The organism is Mucilaginibacter sp. P2_A4 (genome assembly GCF_056405015.1).
The window spans coordinates 58,026-79,518 of the sequence record NZ_JBFUCX010000014.1 but is presented as its reverse complement, the minus strand read 5'-3'; the positions used below and the strand labels follow the sequence as shown (position 1 = coordinate 79,518).

The window sequence follows — 21,493 nt, the reverse complement described above, 5'->3', positions numbered from 1 at the left end:
TATTTATGTACTACGCTCAGTAGTAAAGCGTACCAGCTGCTCCAAAGCTTTATGCGAATCACTCTCGGGGAATGTGTTCAGTATGGCAAAGGCTTCGTCCTGATATTTTTTCATTTGGGTTTCAGCATACTGCAAGCCCCCGGTTTCGTTCACAAACTTAATGATCTGGGCAATTTTAGCGGGATCATCGTTATGGTTCTTAACCAGGTTGATGATTCTTTTCTTTTCGGAAGATGTGGTATTTGCCAGCGAGTAGATCAGCGGCAGCGTAACTTTCTTTTCCTTGATATCGATACCCAAAGGCTTGCCTACGTCATCGGTACCAAAATCAAACATATCATCTTTAATCTGGAAAGCTATGCCAATCTTCTCTCCAAACAAGCGCATTTTTTCAACCACCTCGTCACTTGCCCCTGCAGAAGAAGCCCCACAGGCACAGCAGGATGCAATAAGCGACGCCGTTTTTTGGCGAATCACCTCATAATAAACCGGCTCGCCAATATCCATGCGGCGTACCTTTTCTATCTGCATCAGCTCGCCTTCGCTCATTTGCTTTACCGCATCAGATACGATACGAAGTAACTGGAAATCATTATTTTCTATAGATAGCAGTAAGCCCTTCGATAGCAAATAATCGCCCACTAAAACGGCTATCTTGTTTTTCCATAAAGCATTAATGGAGAAAAAGCCCCTGCGCTGATAGGAGTTATCAACAACATCATCATGTACCAGCGAAGCGGTATGCAACAGTTCAACAAGAGCAGCGCCCCTGTGCGTTGATTCATTAATGCCCCCGCAAATTTTGGCAGCAAAAAAAACAAACATCGGTCTGATCTGCTTGCCCTTACGTTTAACAATGTAATGAGTAATGCGATCAAGTAATGGCACTGAACTTTGCATAGAAGACTTAAACTTCTCCTCAAACGCATCAATATCAGCTTCGATAGGTTTCTTAATGTCGTTGATGCTCAGCATTTAAACTAAACAAGCTTTAAGGTGTAAAACTGCCTTGTGGCAATATGAGGCAAACATAAGCTAAAATTATTTATCTGCATTGGCACGATATATTTTTTACTCAAATTAAACCATTGGCGTTACTTATTGTCAATACAGATGAATGCCATATTTTATTAAGTTGAGTTAAAGTTTTAGTGTGAGCGGGCCCTGTAAAAAGGTACCCGCTTTTTTATTGCCTATAAATGCAATAATATTTTACCTTTGCAATCCATTTAACAATCCGGAGAGGTGTCTGAGTGGTCGAAAGAGCACGCCTGGAAAGTGTGTATACTTCAAAAGGGTATCGAGGGTTCGAATCCCTCCCTCTCCGCCAGGTAAATTTTAAAAAACAAAAAACGCTGTAAATAAATAATTTACGGCGTTTTTTGTTTATATCAACAGTCAAAATAAGCCAAATAATCGCATACTTCTGGTGACCTCTGGGTGACCTGTCGAGGTCAAAAACCAACAGGTCACCAGAAAGCTTATAAGAACCTGAAAATCAACATGTTCAATAACTAAACATCTTGATTTCAGTATGATTAAAAACTACTTTTATTCACTTAAAAAGCGACCCGCGATGAACAAATCTTTTGCGCTACTCTTTTACGTAAAGAGATCTAAAACTACTGGTGAAGGCTCGATAAAAATAATTTCAGTTTAATAACCTGTACTCACTCGGCGATTTCCCTGTTTTTGTTTTAAATATTTTTGTAAAGTGCGATGGGTGCTCAAACCCAAGTCCGTAAGCAATTTCGCTGATGGACTGATTGCTGCCCCACAGCATGGTTTTTGCTTTATCTATCAGTTCCAGATGAATATGTTCCTGTGTGGTTTTACCCGTGAATTTACCCAACAGATCTGACAGATAATTAGGCGACAGGTTGAGCCTGGAGGCAAAATAACCCACATTGGGCAGGCCGGTTTCTATGAGGTTGTTTTGAGAAAAATAATCTTTTAATAACTTTTCAAACTGCTGTACCACATCCGAATTAACCTTTGCCCTGGTATAAAACTGGCGGTCATAAAATCGGTTGCAATAATTCAACAGCAATTCAATATTACTAACGATAAGGCCCTGCGAATGCTTATCGATGTTTTGCGCGTACTCTTTTTCGATCTTGGCCAAACAATCTTTAATGATCAGTTTTTCCTCTTCCGAAATGTGCAGCGCCTCGTTTATCTCATAATTAAAAAACGAATACTGATGTATCTTTTTGCCCAGGTCGGTGCCATGGATCAGGTCTGGATGGATGAACAGCGCCCAACCTTCTTCCACCTGAACATCAGGTCCGGGTCCAAGAACCTGGTCGGGAGCGGTAAACATCAGGGAACCCTCATTGAAATCATAATGTCCCTTACCGTATTTTAACACTCCGTCAAACTTTTTACACGAAATGATATAAAACCCGAACCGGTAAAACACATCTGCCTTAGGATGATAGCTTTTATAAAAGTCGCAATGATTTATCACACTCACAAGGGGATGCCTGGGTGGGGTGTATTGTACCATCCGGTGCAGATCGCTGATCGATTTGATTTCAATATATTTATCCGGCATGTTTTTATTGTAAAGTTAAAGCAAAAAATCATTGGCTGCCCAACCCGGGCAGCCGATGATTTTTAAATGCCCATTTGGCCCACTATCATGTTTTTGAAATCCACATCATCCATTTGATGCCTTGCCTCAATTATTGGCCCGGCGTCATGACCTACGGGGTAACGCAATTTTTCGGTACCATCGGTGGCTGCCTCATAAATGGCTTCAGCCACTTCGCCAATGTTTTCAGACATCGGCCATTGCTCTACCGCGCTGATAAATTTATCAAAAGGAGCCTGGTAATCGCCTGATTCGCCTACGCCGAAAATGGATATCGAACGACCTGCGAACTCGGTTTTATAGCCGCCCGGTTCAACAATTTTTAACCGGATACCCAAGGGGTTGAGTTCGTATTGTATAGATTCAGTTAAACCCTCCACCGCGAATTTAGTGGCATGGTAAAGCGACGAAAATGGGAAGGTAACCTTGCCGCCTATAGAAGAAACATTGATGATAACGCCCGATTTTTGTTGACGCATAACTGGTAGTAAAGCTTTTGTCACTTCGATCAATCCAAAGAAATTAACGTCGAACTGTCGTTTGATCTCGGCTTCTGTAGCGGCTTCCAATGCGCCAAATGAGCCATAACCCGCGTTGTTCACTAATACATCAATCTGGCCAAACTTTTCGATGCCGGCTTTCAAGGCGTTTTGTATGCTGGCTTTGTCGGTTACATCTAATTTAGTTACCAAAACCTGGTCAAGTGCTGATAATTCTGTTTCTTTTTCTGGTGAACGCATGGTAGCGATCACGTTCCAGTTGTTTTTATGAAATAATTTAACGGCCTCTTTCCCAAAACCTGATGAAGCGCCGGTTATTAATACTGTCTTTTTCATTGCTTTTATATTTAATTGCTGAAACAAAGGTGCGGCGAAAGGCAATGGCAGGCTTATACTTTTCTACTGATCACTTATACATTTCGGGGATTATCACTCAACTACCGAAGAACAGTCAAAAAGGCCCTTTCAGGCTGCTTTTTTTCTGAGATTTTGTGCGATAACAGGTAAACCCCATTAAATCGTTACTTTTTCCCGGTTAGCTTTCAATTTATGACAGGCACCGTTTAGCGGGCAATTCCTGCAATTCCTGGCCTGGTATCTTTTTGCATTCTGTTCAAATCCGGTGCTGGTTTTCCTGCTGTAATTTTAAATAAAGTCCATCCGCTGGCCCATCGGGCAGATGTAACAATCCTTTTCCTGTTTATAAAAGTGGGAGCAAATGCAGCGATACAGGATTAAAGCAACAAGAAATTGAGCTTAATAAAAAAGAGGCTGATCATGACTTATGATACAGCCCCCTTTTATGGTTTATCAAAATTGGAGGTAATAAACCTGGTTGTTTTTTTATAAAAAGAAGCTTTTTTACTCACGCCTCCTGAGCTTTTTTTGGTCTGTTAGTTTTTTCATTTCATCGCCTGTTTCTTCCTTTCTGTCGCTTTTTCAGAATTTAATTGAAGTATTTCTTTACTTACGTTGGGTTTGAATGGGGGCGAAGATTTATTTAAAGATGAAATAGAGATTGAAAATTCTACCGGGATTTACATAAATTTCTTATTATGAATGGTTTAAGCAGGAGTGCTTTTCTTGAAACTATGGATCAGGCTATTACTCCAATTATTATAGTTGATGATTGGGCAGGCGCAAGCGCACTTTATTTGAACAAGGTTTTCTGTGCGGAGATAGGATACGATATTCACGCAATCCCTGACAAGGCAAGCTGGTGGTTAGCCGCGTATCCCGACCCTGATTACCGGGCAGAAATAATGCTTGCCTGGAATGCGAAGGAAGCACTGGCCGAAGAAAGAGGCGATCCTCATTTTAGTTTAACAGCAAGAATACGCTGTGCCGATAGCTCCATGAAATGGTACGAAGTTCATTGTGTAGAAGTTTATTGTTTAACTATGGGGCGGGTGAAAGTGGTCACCTTCCTGAACATTAACCGGATAAAAGAGAGAAACGAAAAATTGATTAATGTAATTCAGCAGAAGGCCTTATTGTTTTCTATCCTCACGCATGATATCAGATCGCCTTTAGGTAACATAAAGTCGATTTTGGATGGTTATGAGATGAATTACCTGAACAAGAATGAAATTTGCGAAGTAGCGGTGACATTAATTGATCAGATTGGGTACCTGCTAAATATGATAGATTCTACCCGGTTACGTGTTGGCAGCGAAAGGGGTACGTTCAAGTTTCGATCTGAGGAAATAAAGTTGAATGTTTTTTTAGATAGCTGCCGGCACGTATTCAGCAAAGTGCTTAGCAATGCTCAGATCAATCTGATTTTTGAAATTCCCGAACCCGCCATCATTTATTATGATCAGTTTATACTGGAGATCATTTTCAGGAATATTATTGATAATGCTATAAAATATACACCTAAAAATGGGGTAATTAAAATTTCGTTGATTCATCATGAAAAATACTCCAGTTTGGTTATCACCGATTCGGGAAAAGGAATGACGTCTAAACAAATTGATGCTATAGCCCATAACACCAATCAAAGAGCTGCCAGCCGGGAAATTGTTGATGGCTTTGGTTTAGGCCTTATAAGCGCGAAGGAAATCTTAGAAAAACACAGAGGTAAACTGGCTATTTCCAGCACGCCGGCAAAAGGCACTTCATGTGAGATAATGATATACAATTAATAGAACTAATTAGTGGTTGTGCAGAGCAGGAAGGTAATTGCGGGGTTATTATGTGTTGTTTTTGTTTTGGCTGAGCGTAAAAGCTACGCACAGTACAGGCAGAAACAGATTGACAGTATGCTTAATATAGCTACCCAAACAATTGACATTCAGCAAAAAGAAAAATTAGGGATTACAATTTACCTGGCATCCAAAATCATAAACTATGATGAGGGTATAGCCAAAGGGCTAATGATGCGCACCGGCGCCTGCTTCAACTCCGGCCGGTATGAAGAAGCTTTCAAATACGTTGTTGAGTCGGAAAGCGCAGCACAAAAAATACATGATGTTTTATTGACTACACAGATCCAGACAGCAAAGGGAACTATATACAATAAGCTTGGCTATTATAAAGAGGGCCGGCAAACGTTGAATAGCGCCATTGTTGTTGCAAAAAAGATAAATGATCCAGGTTCGCGGCATTACTGGTTAGGGAACATTTATACAGGCCTGAGTCAATGTAAAGAGAGTTTAGACCGGGATTCAAAAGACCCGCTCTTTTTTATCAGAAAAAGTTACCTGGAGTTTAAAAATGTAAGCACCAACGCTAAATATGTTAGAGGTTATATACTGGCCACCTATAACATGGGCAGCATTTTTCTGGAACTTCACCAAATTGACTCAGCCTCGTTTTATTTACACAAAGCGGCAACCCTTGCCGAAAATTATAAAGACGATAATGTATGTGCCTTCACTTACAAAGACCTTGGTGATCTTTATTATACACTAAAGCTATATGCCTGGGCCGAAGATTATTACACCCTGAATATTGGCGTATCATCCCGTTTAAATAACGCGTACCAGTTAAGGGATGCTTACAAAGGCCTGGCTAACGTTTATTTCATGTTAAAGAAAACAGATAAAGCCGCCAATTTCCTGGAGCGGTATACTACACTTACAGATAGCCTGAATATAGTTGATAAATCGGCAGCAAAGGCCCCGCTGGTTTACCTCCTTAAAACACAGGGCGAAAAAACCAATGAAAATAAAAAGCGGTTAGTCTGGCTCATCGCAGCTATATCACTTATACTTAGCATAGTAGTTCTTACAGCACTGTTTATATCTGGCAAGCTAAGGAGAGAATTGAACCTTAGTGTTGCAACGGTAGATAAGCTGACTAAAGAAACTGAAAGTAATATTGCAAAAAAGAAAAAGGAGGATTTGAGTGACATTTTACATCTGGCCATGGAAAATAACCCTCTTTTTTTAACCAGGTTTAATCAGTACGATCCCGAATTTGTACAAAATATACTTGGTAAAGCTCCCCATATGGTTGCGGCAGAAGTGGAGATGTGTGTGTTACTGCGGATTAATTTTGATACCAAAGAAATTGCCCGTTTTACACAAAGTTCTGTTCGTTCGGTAGAAGGTAAAAAGCGCCGGATACGGAAGAAGCTAAGCATTCCATCGGCAATTGATATTAATGTTTGGATGGCGAATGTATAATTAAAAAGGTGCCCTCAATAAATTTTATAAGTTAAAATACAGGCGATACATCATCAATGATGTATCGCGGGTAAATGTGGGTAGTGATTATTGGCTCCCCCAAATTTTATAATTAGTTTTTTTGCACTTAATAAAATAGCCTTTAAAAGGCGTTAACCGAATTTTATGAATTACAACGATAGACCCTTTATCCGATGCCGTAAGTGTTCAGCTCCCTTTCATTATAAAATGCCGAGAAACTGGGTTGGGCGCAATTTGTTTTTTTTTCTTCCGGTTAAACGTTTTTTTTGCGCTAAGTGCCTCAAATCCCGTTATCGGATTATGACGTTGGAGCAAGAGCGGGCTTTTAAAGTGTGAACCTTATTGCCTTTTTATTTTTGAAATAGTATAGTGCTTACTTAATCCACCTACCTTGGAAAATATCACTAATTCTGACAGTTTTTTAAAAATTGCGGATATTATGGTTATGCCTGTTATGATCGTTAATAGTTCCGCTTCCGGCAATGATTATTTATACAGTAATAATGCCTTTTTAACGGAGATCGGTTACAATCTTCACGGTTTACAAGATTGGTTTGAGAAAGCGTATCCTGATCAGGACTACCGGAAAGAGATCATCTGCAGTCGCGACAAACGGCAGGAGATTGCTAAAAAATACGGGCACTCGTACTTCCATCTGGAGACAAAGGTTTGTTGCGCAGACGGATCATATTATTGGTACGATATATATGAAACCCGGATAGACAATTTAACCGTATTTACTTTTTTGAACATCAATGAGCTGGAAATAGAAAATAACCGGCTTAAAGATGCCGTTGAGGAAAAAAACCTGCTGCTTTCCCATATTGTGCAGGATGTGCGTGATCCATTATTAGTCATCAGAACGTTGCTTGATAACCTTTATCATAACAACCAGGGTTTAGAGAAAAAACAGTTTGATAATATACTTTCCGATTTGGGTTTGCATGTTGGGCACGCCACAAACCTGCTCAATGCAGCGCTTTTTCGTACCGGAATTGAAAGGGGGGCGTTTAGTTTCCAGCCAGATTTAATTGAACTCGAATCTTTTTTAAAAAAACGTTACGAAAGTTTAAGGCATCGTCTTACAAAAAAAAATATACGATTGCTTTTTAAGCTGGATTTTCATAAAATTATATTTTATGATCGCTTTATACTGGAGATAGCTTTTGTAAGTATTATCAATTACATTGTTTTGACCGGTAAACAGGATGGTGACATTGTTATTTCTAATATCGACGAAAATTATTTTCAAAGTTTGATCATCGCAGATGAGCAAACGTCATATGATTTAGAGGGCAAACCAGGAACCCCAGGTAACACCAATTTGAATACAGATGGATTTAATGCAGGATTACTTAATGCAGAAAAGATCCTTGAAGAACATGGCGGCAAATTATTAACTTACAAAAAGCCTTATAATACCACTGTCTGGGAAATCAGAATAAACAAATACAATGTTTTATAAAAAAGACTCAACCTCCACCAAAATTAAAAGTATTTCAAGAAAGATCCTGCTTGCGTTTATAGCGTTAGCAATCACCCTTGCAATAATTGCCTTGTTCGTAAATACTTCTATATCCAACCGGCTAAACGCATTATCAAAGCTCACACTAAACCTTGAATATGATCAGGCAAAATCACAAAAGGCTTTACTGTTGTTGCATGAGGCTGAGGATGACTTCCAGGCATCACTTTTAACCCCCAACGCTTTAAAAGACAAAGGCTACAAAACAAAGCTTTCAGAATCCTTTACCCTTATTGATAGTTTGCTTAAAGATAATGTGGATACCGCAAAATTAACAGCGGCGCAGCGTGCCAAAGTTAAATACCTGTATTTAAAGAAGCTAAAGCTCTCTGGCAGCCTATATGTTTTAAAGCATAGCTTTGATTCGCTTTTAACAGCGGCCTCAGGCTTAAGCACGTTGAACGATAGTGCGGGCGAATACTCTACCACTGTTTATCGAAAAAAGGGAAAGGGGATGAGAAGCAGCGATACGGTGAAAAAAGAAGCCCCGATAAAAAAGAGAGGGGTTTTTGGCAGGATAAAAGATGCGATTGCCAACAAAAATGCAAATGCAGGAGTATCCAATTTAACAATCATCAACCGCAACCGAACTGACAGAATAATTGACTCTGTGAACAGGGGAATAGCCCGGCGCGACAAAGATTTGTACAGTCAAAAATTACAACAGCTGCAACGGCGTAATTCTAAATTATTCACCACGCAAAAGCAAATGGTTGTTCTTAATATGCACATCAATAGCGAACTGGAAAGGATTGTTAATGAAGTAAACAGCATGAATGCTGGGCTTATTAATGAGCTTAAAGAAAACACGCTTAAAAACTACCGGGAAACAACCTCATTATTAAATAAGTTTTATCTCTCTTCGCTTTTTCTTGTTTTGGTATTTGCTACCCTGCTTATTATATTTATAATTAACCTTAACCGGGCCGAAGTTTACCTGCTTCATGAAAACGAACGATCTGTAGCTATGGCGCAGCAAAAAATGGATCTGTTACTGCATATGAGCCATGAAGTGCGTAACCCGCTTACGGCAATAAATGGTTTTTTATACATTTTTAGCCGCTCAAACCTTTCGGCAAAACAGATTGATATGCTTGGCTCCATCAGGCTTTCGTCAGAGATGTTGTTGCATACCCTTAATGACACGCTCGATGCCGCGAAAATGGAAACAAGTGAATTTAAGATCAACAAGGATCCTTTTAATCCGGACCATGTACTAAAAGAAGTATTGGAAAGCATGGAATTTAGCGCCGCTAAAAAGAAGCTGGAATTGGATTACAGTTTCGAGGGTAATAAAGTATCCATGGTGCTTGGCGATAGTTTCCGGCTTAAACAGATCATGATCAATTTACTGAGCAACGCCATAAAATATACCCAAACCGGAAGTGTTAAAGTGAACGCAAGCCTTACGGAGATAAACGGTGCCGATAAGTTGCAAATAAGAATAACAGATACCGGTCCTGGCATTAGTATACAGCAGCAGGCAAGGCTTTTTTCAAAGTATTATCAAACAAATTCGGCCAGGGGGCAAACAGGCACCGGTTTGGGACTCTACATCTGTAAGCAGCTTGTTCAATTGCAGGATGGCGAAATTAACGTAGAAAGTAACGAAGGTATCGGAAGCACTTTTGATTTTTACATAACCTACAACAAAAGTACAGACGCAGTGATTGAAAATGCTGAGGATAACCTCTTGTGGAAATTAAACGGCCTAAGCATATTAGCCGTTGACGATAATGAGCTTAGCCTAACTTTCCTTAAAATGATGACAAGTAAATGGAATATTAAGTTTTACCAGGCATCCGGCGAAAAGGAAGCCCTGGAAATTCTATCCAAAGAAACAATTAATGTGGTGCTGGCCGATTTAAGTATGCGTGAAACAAGTGCGGAGAAATTGACTACAAGTATAAAAAAATCAAAAAGCCTGTTAAGCAAGCCACCCGTAATTGCCATCAGCGCCGAAGAGCTATCATTGCAAGGAGAAAAATACTTAAAACAAGGTTTTACAGGCATTTTAGAAAAACCTTTTACAGAGGCCGAGCTAATTAAACAGGTTGTATCTGCACTTGAAGGGTAAAAAAGCGGCATCGCAAATTGTGGAAAGCGGTGCAATAATTGAGTAAAAAATACACACTTTTGATTTCTTAGCGCGTAGTCAGACTTTTAACTGTCGATCATATATTAAACTAACAGATAATTTTAATTATATAATGCGACTGACCGCCAAAAATAAAACCATATTTATATATCTTTAATCAAAGGTTGGTTTTAGTTTTGTTGACTCCTTATTGTTTAAATGTTCTCCTATGTCAATAAATTGTATCATTGTAGATGATGACGAATTTGCTATCACTCACCTGAGGGTGTTTGTTAATCAAATTCCGTTTTTTAATTTACTGGCATACTATCAATCACCTGCCGAGGCACTTTCGGCAATGGAAACAAATGATGTTCAGCTTATATTTATGGATATTGATATGCCTGAAATGAGCGGGATGGAATTTGCCAGGATATTACAATCTGCACACGGTGCCGCCGCGCCGCGTATCATTTTCATTAGCGGTTATGAAAGGTTTGCGCTGGAAGGTTACAAAGTAAATGCGCTTGATTATTTGCTTAAACCGGTAGTGTATGAGGATTTTTTAAAATCAGCCTACAAAGCAAAAACTTATTTTACCGAAAAAGAGAAACAAAGCCCTGCTACAGAAAACTACCTGTTGAATGAGTTTATCTTTTTAAAAGTAGAGTATGAAATGGTACGTATTTATTTAAAGGATATATTATATGTGGAAGGGTTTAAAGATTATGTTAAAGTGTATTTAACAGGCGATTTAGGATACGTAAAGGCCCTTACCACGATGAAAGCCATGGAAGAAAAACTACCTGCTAATGGCTTTATACGGGTACATCGCTCGTTTATTGTTGCTGTTGACAAAATAGATGCCCTTACCAAAAACACCATTAAAATCAGGAAAACAACCATCCCGGTAACAGAACAATTTAAGGATGAGTTTAGGAAGTTTGCGCATAAGTGGCTGTAAATAGGCTATTTTAAAGGTTTCTCCCCGTAAATTATGCTTTAATACTGGTCTGCTATAATGACCATTCCGTCGGTTGTAGTAAACAATCTGTCGAACCTTTTTTTTCGTTGTATGATCTTGTTTTTCTTTGCTGGTAAACCGCCTTATTTGAGGGCCAGGTTATGTTACTATCAGCTAAAATATGAGGACTAAGGAATTAGAAATATCCGATAATTTCAGTAAAACCCTGATTGCCATTTTGGCTCATGATCTGCGGCAGCCTTTCGCCACCCTGGTGATGACCGCGGATATGATTAAGCACACCAGGAAGTCGCTATCTGCCGGAGAAGTTCATTTACTTTTTGAAGAGTTGCGCAATACTGCATCTAAAAGTATGGACCTGCTTGACGGCTTGCTTTATTGGGCAAAATCAACAAGTCTCGATTATTCAATCAAAACGGAACCATTGCTTCTTCATGATCTTATTCATGAAGCCAACAGCCTGTATCTTTATGATCAGCTTAGCAAGCATATTATATTGTATAATATCGTTCCGGAGCATCAGTTGGTTTACGCGCATAAAGAAATGATCCAGTTTATCAATAGAAATATACTAAGTAACGCTACCAAGTATTCTCCGGACGGAGGAGTAATTGGTGTAACGTGCAGTGAAGACGATAATTGGATAACGGTTGCTTTTACCGACCAGGGAAAGGGAATGACCGACTCCCAACTTCACGACCTTTTTCATTTAAAGGATAATCTTTCTGATACAGGTGACCTTTTAAAAGGAGCGGGAATGGCCATGAGTATTTGCAGTGATATGATAGCGCAAATGAATGGCAGGATCTGGGCAGAATCATTGGTTGGTGAAGGAACCACTTTTTACTATACTTTACCTAAGCTTTTATCAGATATTACCACTGAAAACAGTCCAAAAATGACAGCTGAAGTGTGAACTTCCTAAAGGCATTACAACACTGTTTCAATTTAATAAACCATTGTATCCCATTAGGCTTTCGTTATATTTTTTATTTGATTATTTTTTTAAGGTCCACAACAAGCTGCCGGGTAAAAACCCTACCGCCCGCGGCCTGGAGATGATACTGATCAAAAAACAGGCTATCGGTAAAAACAGGAGGGTTATGGTAATTAAGATAAACGCCTGCATGCTTTTCAATAATAGCCCGGCATTGATCAAAATGATGCTGCAATATTTGTTTTGATACCGGGGTATTCGCATATGATGCTTTGATGGGTACCTGGACGAAAATAAGCTTGATGTGTTGTGCCTGGAGCCATGTACAAAGGCTATCCAATTCATGATATTGGTAAGCGGTATATTTTGTGGGGAATATATTATGCTCGTTCCATTTTTCCCGGTTGATATCTTTGGCTTTAACGGTTAGCAAGGCGCCTCCCCAGCTATCAAGCTGAACGGGAAAAGCGGTATGTTTTCTGCGAATGATCTGGTGTATGGAGTTGTAATTTTTAAAATAAAAAACCTCCGGGAAGTTTTTTCTTATATAGCTATCGGTATTTACGTAATTGAGATAAGTTTCATTTAACGGCGCTATAAAATCGCCGATAGAGGAGCCAATGATAACATACCGGGGCTGGTAATCCTTTGCAAAACTTTTCACAAGCACCCGCATATCGCTTATCTGCAAACCCCAGGAGGCGAAATTATAATAAGACGTGCGCAGATTTTGTAAGATAATGTCTGAATTAAACTCATACAAACCTACCGAAGAACCAACAGACATCACTTTTACACGCTCAATTTGCTGCTTTTGCAAACGGATCATCTTTAGGTCGAAAATGGTAGAATTGGTGATGATGGGAAAGTAACCCAGGCGAAATAGCACCTCAAAAACAAGCAGTACCGGCAGAGCGAACAGCAGCGTTTTAAACAGGAATTTGACCGTGCTTTTCATGTTAAAATTTAAAGTAAATAAAGTCGCTGTTGCGGGTAGCTGTAAACGTGATAATAATGAGTATTAAGCCATAATATATGATAACCCTCACCGGCGACTTTTTTATAAAATCTATCTGCAAGGCATGTTGCTTATCGCGTTGCAGCCACTCGGCGGCCAACATGATCACGATACAAACCAGGGTTGCGGCGGTATTCACTTTTTCTATAATCACTGGGGCCGTGAACATAGAGCGCGAAAAAAGCCTCTGGTAATAATCAAAAGCCTGGGCTAAACTATCGGCACGGAAGAGAATAAAAGTGAACATGACCAGGATGAAAGTACCGGCCACGCTTAACAAAACGGGTAACGCGGGTTGAAGCGGTTCTGTTATCTTTTTCTTTTTGTATAAGGTTCCGCGCAGTATAAGCGGAATGTAATAGCAGCCGTTTAAAAAGCCGAAAAGAAAAAAGGTCCAGTTGGGGCCATGCCAGATGCCGATGGCAGTAAAATTGATTACAATGGCCAGTATGAGCCCCATTTTCCCCAGGTCTCTGAAGTAGATGGCAAGCGGGGCAAAAACATAATCCGTAAGCCAACCCGTTAGGGAAATATGCCAGCGCCGCCAAAAATCGGCGATATTTTGCGCAAAAAAGGGTGTATTAAAATTGCGTGTAACCTTAAAACCAATGAGGTTGGATAAACCAATAGCGATATCCGAATAACCCGAAAAATCTGCATAAATTTGTATCGTATACAGAAAAGCGCCGAATAAGAGAGAGCTGGCCGGCAGTGTTTTATAATGCTCAAAAATATCTCCAGTAAATACCGCGCAATTATCAGCGATCACAATTTTTTTGAATAAGCCCCAAAGTATCTGGCGCATGCCATCCGTAGCCTGGGCGTAATCAAACACCCTTTGCTTGGTTAACTGCGGGATGAGCGTTTTAGGGCGGTCAATAGGCCCCGATATTACACAAGGGAAAAAGGATACGTAACAGAAAAATACCACCCAATTTGTAGTGGGCTTAATTTTGCCATGCTTAATATCCAGTAAATAACTTATCGTACGGAAAGTATAGAAACTTATGCCAAGAGGCAGTATGATGTTCAGCGTATAAGTATCCAGCCTGATGTTAAACGTGGCAAATGCGGTAATGGTAGATTTTACAAAAAAGTTGAAATACTTAAAGAAAAGCAAAGTGCCCAGCCCCTGCAGCAAACCTATCCAAAGCAACAGGTTACTTTGTTTTGTTTGCCGGGCTTTATATATGCCGATGCCTAAAAAGTAGTTAAGGAAAGAGCTGGCAATTAGCAGGGGCAGAAAGCGCCAGTCCCACCAGGCATAAAACACGTAGCCGCCTGCCAGGAGCAGGAGGTTTTGCAGTTTAACGTTACCGTTAAAAACAAACCAGTATAAAAGAAAAAACAGGCCAAAAAAAATAACGAATGTGATGGAGGTAAACAGCATCCCGATATTATTTTGATCTTAATAATTCAATTAATCCATAGGAAACCTGCAAAAAGACAACTGCCCGGTTGTTGAACAATATTGCGGGTTTGGGAGGAGAAACTAATAGCGCCCCCTCGCCGGTCAGCCGCTCAATCTCAGCATAGATATCATCAACTTCAAAACACAAATGATAATAGCTGATGTTTTTTTTCACAAAGCCTTCTACCTGTTTGCCTGCAATCAGTTCAATATGTGTTCCATCGCTTAGGGTAAGTAAAGCCAGCTCGGCATCTTGTTCCGGGTCAAAAACAGTGGCGCTTATGGCAGTAACAGTATGGAGTTTACTGATGCTGTTTATCTCCGTCGCTATATTTTTGCAGGCTACCCCTATGTGATGAAGTTTCATATGTTGCTAATTGATCTTATTGCTTATGGTGTTGATCAGTTCGCCAACATTGTTCCAGCTTTGAATTTCCCATGAGGTAAACCTGATCCCGAATTGTTTTTCAATGGCCACTACCAGCTGGATATGATTTAAAGAATCCCACTCTTCCACATCATTTGCCGTTGTTGCATCGGTTAGCCTAATGTTTTCGTCATCCAGTACATCAATAAAAACATCATTTACCGTTTTTAATATTTCGCCTTTATCCATGTGTATGTGGTTATTTTATGTTTATGAGGAGGCTTTTATGTAGTTTTTCTTCGGCATGCAGGTTTGGGTATCCAATATCCAATGCCCATCATGTTGCTCAAAGCCCAAATCCCGGTAGTGATGTTTTACAATTTCGTTTTTTGGGGTTTGCAGGTATTGCCCTTTTAAATACCTAAAACCCTTTGCTTTGGTAAAAGCGGCAATGGTGTTTAAGGTAAAATGCTCCATGCCTCTTTTTAACACCCGGCAACTCATAAACCAATTATCGATGATTAATGTATCTATAGATTCTTTCTTTAAAATAATTGCGCAGATGAGCCCGTTATCGCCAAATTTATCGGCTAACGTAAACGAAAAGCTAAAGGCATCCATGGAATCTGCAATGGCTTTAATATCGGTTTCGGTATACCTCACCGTGCGTAAATTGAACTGGTTGGACCGTTGCGAAAGCTGTGCCACTCTTGGTGTATTAAAACTGTTGAAAGGTTCTATCACAGATACCATGTTCAGGCTTTGCAAAAAGGCGTCTTCATCAGCATATTGCTGCTGCTCCGTATTTCGTTTGGCTGCGCTTTGATACTGCTTTGTGCGTTCAGTATCTTCGTTGGTCAATGATGTAGTATCAAACAGGTTCAGGGTATACAGGTATTCCAGGTAATTTGCCGGATCTTCGGGCAGTTCGGGAACGGTAATGGTTGGTATATATTCACGTACCATATCCCTTTCAAAAGGATTATCATCCAAAAACACCATAGCGTCAAAGCCTATATTTAATTCGGCCTGAATTTGCCTGATATTATCTGTTTTGTTATCCCAGTTAATTTTAAAAATGGCAATATCATCACGCTTCAGCACCATATCCGGATGCTTTTCAAATGGTTCCATGGCGATGGCTTCGGTGTTTTTACTGCAGATAGCCAGGATTATACCCCTGTTTTTCAATTTTTTTATCCAGTGCTGAAACGCTGTAAATGCTTTGCCTATGCCCAGGTTTCCAAGTTGGATGTTTCCTATTCCGTCATCACCAATTACACCGCCCCACAAGGTATTATCCAGGTCAAGGATCAGGCATTTTTTTAACCGGCCATACATAGAACCGATCAAATCGGCTGTTTGGGCGGCCACCCAGGGTAATACGTCTATACTTAGCACCATCTCCGCATTTATATACAGTGGTGGTTGGAAAAAGGTTGCCTTGCCTAACTGATTTTGTTTGGATGAAATATCGCAGATGTAAAAATTATCTTGCCCCATGGCATAATGCATCAATTCATAATTGAGTTTCCGCAATTGAAACAGGTATGACGACGCTATTTTGCTGGCACCATTACCAAATACCGCATCATTTATTTCGGTGTAGTTATAGTAAATGATCTTTGCGTTCAGATTGGCGTTTAAAGCAGTGTGGAGATCACTGATCAATGTTAACCTGTTTTGGGCCAGGCTATCGTATTCCGCTGGACTTAATTTGTTGTATTTGGCTAATAATTGATGCGAAGAATGGAATATGACAACCACTTCGGGAGCAAAGGCATATAGTGCAGATTTGGGGTCGAATACCTGTAGTTCTACCTGGTTAAAATCGGCTTCCCATATCAGAAAGTCAAAATCCATATCAAAGCCTGTGCCCCTGAGCGCCTGGGTGAGTAATTGTGTGGAGGGATCGCCTAGGAGCGCGATTTTAACAGATCTTAAAGGCGAAAAATCATTCTTTAAGTTTTTTTTCAATTCCGAAAAGATCTTCATGGGCATTTTTAATAATGATGAAGGCAGGCAATGTTTTGCTTCGCTATAAAATTAGATACTTTACCTGATTGTAGAAAGTGAATATATTAACTATTGACTTATTAAAAAATCGGCTGCTTTCAGAAGGGTCGTCATTGGAAGCACAAATGACGGTTGATGATATCATAAGCTACAAACCCTGCACATGCGCTTGTGGTTGTTTTTATAGAAAAAAAACTAACCCTTGGTTGCAACAGTTTAGTTATTTTTAGTAGAGGTATCGTCGTAAACATGAACGGCAGGCGCAGCTTCCCAACTCTTGATTACATTAGTTGTCAGAATATTGAATTTTTCAACGGTTCCTCCCAATTCTCCGCAGTATTTGCCAAACACTACCGAGGCAATTTTATGATGCCTGATAACATAAGAACAAAGTATACAGGGTTCTATATTTGAATATAATACAGCCTCCTTACAGGTTCCCCGCTTTTGTATAGCATCCAGGATGGCTACTACTTCGGCATGGCGGGTAACATCTTGAAGCTGACGACTTTTTTCGTAACCTTCTCCTATAATTTCACCGTTAAGTACAACAACACTGCCCACCGCGCTTTCTCCCTGTGATGCCGCTATTGCAGCCAGTTCAAAGCAACGATTCATATATATTTTATGAGGGTTTGCATCCATAACGTGTACTGAAGATATTTGATCTTAAGGGGTGTTATTAAAGGTACTAAAAATGATAAAACATACCATTGATGTTTACTGATCAATGGTATGTTTTTATGGTGATATTATTTTTGAGTTCCTGTTTTTTTATCAAGGAACTGCCTTATTGCCGCGGCTATTTCGTTACCGTTACTTTCCAAAGCAAAGTGGCCGGCATTGTATAAATGATATTCGAGGTTTTTGATGTCTTTCTTATAAGCTTCAGCGCCGGCAACCGGGAATATATAATCGTTTTTACCATACACAATCAGCATCTCTGGGTTATAGGTACGGAAGTATTCCTGCCATTTAGGATACAAATCAACATTGGTGCGGTAATCGTAAAACATATCCAATTGTATTTGGTCGTTTTCTGGTCTTTCCAGGTGGCGCAGGTCAATTTCCCAATTATCGGGACTAATCACACTCTCGTCGGGCACGCCATGGGTATACTGCCATTTCAATCCGTTGGCATCATGAAATCCTCTTAATGTGGTTTCTGCTTCTTTGTTGTTCCTGTCTTTCCAATAAGCTTTAATCGGATCCCAGAAAGCTTCCAGGCCTTCGTAATAAGCACAACCATTTTGAACAATCAGGGTATCTATTCTTTCGGGGTGGTTTGATGCAATACGCCATCCAACCGGTGCGCCATAATCCATCAGGTATAAACTGTATTTTTCAATATTAAGCTGGTTTAATAGCTCTTGTACTATTACAGCGTAGTTTTCAAAGGTATAAGCAAACTCGGCGATGGGAGGCTGTTCGCTTCTGCCATAACCAGGATAGTCGGGGGCAATTAAATGGTATTTGTCAGATAAGTCATTAATAAGGTTTCTGTACATATGCGATGAACTTGGGTAGCCATGCAGTAATACTAATACAGGCGCATCTTTAGGACCTGCTTCACGGTAAAAAATGTTCACTCCATTGATCTTGATGAAGTGGTGTTGGGTTTGATTTTTCATGTTATTTAAATTTTAAGTTATTCAGTTATTGATTGCTTTATTTACCGAACGTTCGGTAAATAATAAAAATGTGAAAATCCTTTTCTCTGATTAGTACCACTCATTTCAGGATTAGTACTACGGTTGTTTGTATTAGATTAAATTATGCCGCTAATAATGCAGGTATCTTGGCCAGGCTGTTTTTAAAATAGTTTTTATCGCTAGTGGCGCCGGCCAGTACAAGTGAGCCCTGGATCAGGAGATTAATAAATTTTGCCTGTTGCCCCGCGGCTTCTGGCGATAAACCAAGGTCAATGGCAATATCTGCAAAACCATCTGCCAGCAGGTTAAAGCAACTGTTCACATTTTCTTTAAATGCATCAGCGTCGGTACCAACAGTTAATGTCCTGAGCAGGCAATTGTTTGCTCCTCCATTATACAATTCATCAATAGAAGCGATAACCTTTTTGAGCCGGGTTTCAGGTTTTATATTTTTATTTGCCGATACCGAAACAATATTTTGCTGAATCCATTCCTCAACAATGCTCAGGGCATGTTGTGCCATTTCCTTTTTTCCATCGGGGAAACGGTGGTATAAGCTGGCTTTCTTTAATCCTGTTGCCTTTGCCAGCAGTTGCATCGATGCTCCATCATAACCCAACTTACTAAAGGTTTCAAACAGCTTCAGATCTACATTTTCAGAATCAACTTTTTGAGTACGCATATTTTAAAATTGTTTTTTTAATATAAATGAATTCTGTTATTATGAGCTCCATTTGATATTGCTTTTTGAATTACGAATCAAATGTACTGAACGTTCGGTAAAATAAAAATAATTGTAGCATTAACAACGAAAAGTGCCACATAAAAGTTGAATAATACCACAAATGGAAGTTTACCTGGCGGTTTCAAAGTAAAATATTAATCCATACTGCCGAAGCAAGGTGTGTTAACTAAATTTACCTTGATGCATTTTGATGATGGCGAGGAGGTTGAAATAAAAAATTGGAATCTATCGAAGTTGAAAGCTTAATTCAATTTAGTAAACATATAAGTTATGAGAAGTTCGGATTCGAAAATGTCATTCTTTATCCGCGGGATTTGAACACTTAAAAAAGCATGATTTATTAATCCACCATTAAATAAATATTGTTAGTTATTATCTAATGGTAGATTTTAAAAGATGACTTAGTAAAAGTTTGATGACTTCGACCCGACCTTGCCATAAATAATCCAATTTTTATTTGGCTAATAATCATCCACATCAAATTTCTGCTTTTTGTAATAATAGTGTCAGTCTCCTCGGTAATATCCATGTATTTCTTAATTATCCTACAAGCCATTTACTTTTCGGCAAGAGTGAAAGTAATTTAACCAGCACACAAGTAGTAATAAATGTACAAAAGGCAATTAGCGGGATTTTGACCGCCGCGGTATCAAAATATTGGTTGAGTAAATGGTAATAAATATTGAGCACCATTATATGCCCCAAATAAATTCCATAACTAATGGAAGAAATGCCGGCGATAAGTCGTACAAAAAAAGAGTTTGTGTTTTTAAAGCTAATATTTTTAAAAATAAGGATCGCTCCTGCCGTCATCATCGCTACATTAATCGTATCAAATCCCCAGGAAAGTTCGAGGGTACAAACCATTTTCTCGGTACCTAAACGTTGCTCAAATACCAATGCAGTGATGGCGTAACCGATGATAATCAGCACTACTCCTAAAGGGAGGTCCAATGGTTTGGGCGCCATATGAAATTTTTTAATGTAGCTGGCTAAAATCACATAGCCAAGCAAGCCCGAAAAGTAATAAAGCAATGGCGTACGGTTCCAGGCACATTCGCCTAACACTTCGGGAAATATTAAGTGAATAAATGGTAGGCTTAAGGCAATCGCCCATATTACCAAATAAAGTTCCATCCCCCTTCGATCAGCTTTTTCTATCCACGGCGATAATATGGGTGCGAATAAGTAAATGCCGATCAACATATAGACAAACCACAGGTGCCCAATCTCAACGCCGTAGTTCACCGGAATATGCAAGATATGGATCATTGTTGTTTTCAAATCAGCACCTGCAGTAAAGTGATAATAGAACGCATATAGTATGCACCAAAGAGCAAAAGGTACAACTACCCTGCTCAACCTCTTTTTTAAAAATGTTTGTGTATCACCAACCGGAAAAAGGAAAAATCCCGAGATCAACACAAACAAAGGAACGCAGATACGAAAAAACGAGTTGTACCAACCTACAATATGCGCGTCTGGCGTATTTAAAACATTGCCGGTCGGTCCTATATAATAAAATTCACCGGTATGTATCTGCATTACCATGTAACAGGCAATGACACGTAATAGGTCTATGCCGTAATTTCTGGGAGGTTTAACAATAGTCATTGGCTTTTTTAAAAGAAGGAAGATATTGTTTTTATCAAAAGCCAACAACTCCTTTAGCCAACATTATTTGCCACCCTCTTTTGAGCCCAAAAGCCCGTGACAGAAAAGGCTTGGTTTTTACGCGATTTTTTATGGAATGGAAAATAGAAAAGCCCTTTAATGTGGAATTAAAAGGCTTTTTGATGTTTTGTTAACGTTCTCAGCGGAGAGGGGGCGGATTCCGATCGAACACCTAATAGCATTTTTTACATTTTAGAGATTTTAAAAATTCAAATCGACTTTAAAGCCGTAATTAAATCTTATTAATTTATAAGTGTGTTATTACCCTAAATTCAATCCTTATGAACAAAATGTTTTGCTTAACCTGATGAAATTGGACTCGGCACCATGTAAGGAA

At 39.4% G+C, this 21,493-nt stretch carries 19 protein-coding genes, 1 tRNA gene and 1 pseudogene; 8 read left to right on the top strand and 13 right to left on the bottom strand.

Features of this window, described 5'->3' with window-relative positions; translation table 11 throughout:
• Window positions 1-3 precede the first annotated feature (3 nt).
• Window positions 4-975: a polyprenyl synthetase family protein gene (locus AC1DYB_RS23135; RefSeq protein WP_295716569.1), complete on the bottom strand. Its 972-nt coding sequence runs from the start codon at window positions 973-975 to the stop codon at window positions 4-6.
• 264 nt (window positions 976-1,239) lie between these two features.
• Here AC1DYB_RS23135 and AC1DYB_RS23130 point away from each other — a divergent pair.
• A tRNA-Ser gene (locus AC1DYB_RS23130) sits at window positions 1,240-1,330 on the top strand.
• A gap of 321 nt (window positions 1,331-1,651) precedes the next feature.
• Here the strand turns inward: AC1DYB_RS23130 and AC1DYB_RS23125 are convergent.
• From AC1DYB_RS23125 to AC1DYB_RS23115, 3 genes and pseudogenes are all read right to left on the bottom strand, one after another.
• Window positions 1,652-2,557, bottom strand: a complete 906-nt coding sequence (locus tag AC1DYB_RS23125) for a helix-turn-helix domain-containing protein (RefSeq protein ID WP_477438374.1) — start codon at window positions 2,555-2,557, stop codon at window positions 1,652-1,654.
• A 62-nt stretch (window positions 2,558-2,619) separates the two neighbouring features.
• Window positions 2,620-3,432, bottom strand: coding sequence for an SDR family oxidoreductase (locus AC1DYB_RS23120; RefSeq protein WP_477438372.1), 813 nt, complete (start codon window positions 3,430-3,432; stop codon window positions 2,620-2,622).
• 195 nt (window positions 3,433-3,627) lie between these two features.
• Window positions 3,628-3,804, bottom strand: a pseudogene (locus tag AC1DYB_RS23115) (transposase); the annotation flags it as partial.
• 347 nt (window positions 3,805-4,151) lie between these two features.
• Here AC1DYB_RS23115 and AC1DYB_RS23110 point away from each other — a divergent pair.
• From AC1DYB_RS23110 to AC1DYB_RS23085, 6 genes are all read left to right on the top strand, one after another.
• Window positions 4,152-5,243, top strand: coding sequence for a PAS domain-containing sensor histidine kinase (locus AC1DYB_RS23110; RefSeq protein ID WP_477438370.1), 1,092 nt, complete (start codon window positions 4,152-4,154; stop codon window positions 5,241-5,243).
• Window positions 5,244-5,261: 18 nt separating this feature from the next.
• Complete coding sequence (locus AC1DYB_RS23105; RefSeq protein ID WP_477438368.1) at window positions 5,262-6,728, top strand: hypothetical protein; 1,467 nt, start codon at window positions 5,262-5,264, stop codon at window positions 6,726-6,728.
• A 412-nt stretch (window positions 6,729-7,140) separates the two neighbouring features.
• Window positions 7,141-8,214, top strand: coding sequence for a histidine kinase (locus tag AC1DYB_RS23100; protein ID WP_295715580.1), 1,074 nt, complete (start codon window positions 7,141-7,143; stop codon window positions 8,212-8,214).
• Window positions 8,204-10,351, top strand: coding sequence for a hybrid sensor histidine kinase/response regulator (locus AC1DYB_RS23095; protein ID WP_477438366.1), 2,148 nt, complete (start codon window positions 8,204-8,206; stop codon window positions 10,349-10,351). Before AC1DYB_RS23100 ends, AC1DYB_RS23095 begins: the two co-directional genes overlap by 11 nt.
• A 229-nt stretch (window positions 10,352-10,580) precedes the next feature.
• Window positions 10,581-11,315 (top strand): LytR/AlgR family response regulator transcription factor, encoded by a 735-nt coding sequence (locus AC1DYB_RS23090; RefSeq protein ID WP_477394418.1) that lies wholly within the window; start codon window positions 10,581-10,583, stop codon window positions 11,313-11,315.
• 181 nt (window positions 11,316-11,496) lie between these two features.
• A complete protein-coding gene (locus AC1DYB_RS23085) occupies window positions 11,497-12,252 on the top strand; it encodes a sensor histidine kinase (RefSeq protein ID WP_477438364.1) in 756 nt (251 codons plus the stop codon).
• Window positions 12,253-12,325: 73 nt separating this feature from the next.
• Here the strand turns inward: AC1DYB_RS23085 and AC1DYB_RS23080 are convergent, their stop codons facing one another.
• From AC1DYB_RS23080 to AC1DYB_RS23040, 9 genes are all read right to left on the bottom strand, one after another.
• On the bottom strand, window positions 12,326-13,231 hold the full coding sequence (locus AC1DYB_RS23080; protein WP_477438362.1) for a hypothetical protein: 906 nt from the start codon (window positions 13,229-13,231) through the stop codon (window positions 12,326-12,328).
• A 1-nt stretch (window position 13,232) separates the two neighbouring features.
• On the bottom strand, window positions 13,233-14,681 hold the full coding sequence (locus tag AC1DYB_RS23075) for an MBOAT family O-acyltransferase (RefSeq protein ID WP_477438360.1): 1,449 nt from the start codon (window positions 14,679-14,681) through the stop codon (window positions 13,233-13,235).
• 7 nt (window positions 14,682-14,688) lie between these two features.
• A complete protein-coding gene (locus AC1DYB_RS23070; protein WP_477438358.1) occupies window positions 14,689-15,069 on the bottom strand; it encodes a VOC family protein in 381 nt (126 codons plus the stop codon).
• Window positions 15,070-15,075: 6 nt separating this feature from the next.
• Window positions 15,076-15,318: an acyl carrier protein gene (locus tag AC1DYB_RS23065; protein ID WP_477438356.1), complete on the bottom strand. Its 243-nt coding sequence runs from the start codon at window positions 15,316-15,318 to the stop codon at window positions 15,076-15,078.
• Window positions 15,319-15,339: 21 nt separating this feature from the next.
• Entirely contained in the window at window positions 15,340-17,064 is a 1,725-nt protein-coding gene (locus tag AC1DYB_RS23060) for an HAD-IIIC family phosphatase (protein ID WP_477438354.1), read from the bottom strand.
• A 237-nt stretch (window positions 17,065-17,301) separates the two neighbouring features.
• Window positions 17,302-17,703: a nucleoside deaminase gene (locus tag AC1DYB_RS23055; protein ID WP_477438352.1), complete on the bottom strand. Its 402-nt coding sequence runs from the start codon at window positions 17,701-17,703 to the stop codon at window positions 17,302-17,304.
• A 134-nt stretch (window positions 17,704-17,837) separates the two neighbouring features.
• Complete coding sequence (locus AC1DYB_RS23050) at window positions 17,838-18,716, bottom strand: alpha/beta fold hydrolase (protein ID WP_477438350.1); 879 nt, start codon at window positions 18,714-18,716, stop codon at window positions 17,838-17,840.
• 142 nt (window positions 18,717-18,858) lie between these two features.
• A complete protein-coding gene (locus AC1DYB_RS23045) occupies window positions 18,859-19,419 on the bottom strand; it encodes a TetR/AcrR family transcriptional regulator (RefSeq protein WP_477438348.1) in 561 nt (186 codons plus the stop codon).
• 603 nt (window positions 19,420-20,022) lie between these two features.
• Entirely contained in the window at window positions 20,023-21,096 is a 1,074-nt protein-coding gene (locus tag AC1DYB_RS23040; protein WP_477438346.1) for an acyltransferase, read from the bottom strand.
• Here AC1DYB_RS23040 and AC1DYB_RS23035 point away from each other — a divergent pair.
• A complete protein-coding gene (locus tag AC1DYB_RS23035; protein WP_477438344.1) occupies window positions 21,096-21,290 on the top strand; it encodes a hypothetical protein in 195 nt (64 codons plus the stop codon). The genes AC1DYB_RS23040 and AC1DYB_RS23035 overlap by 1 nt on opposite strands.
• The last annotated feature ends 203 nt before the right edge of the window (window positions 21,291-21,493 follow it).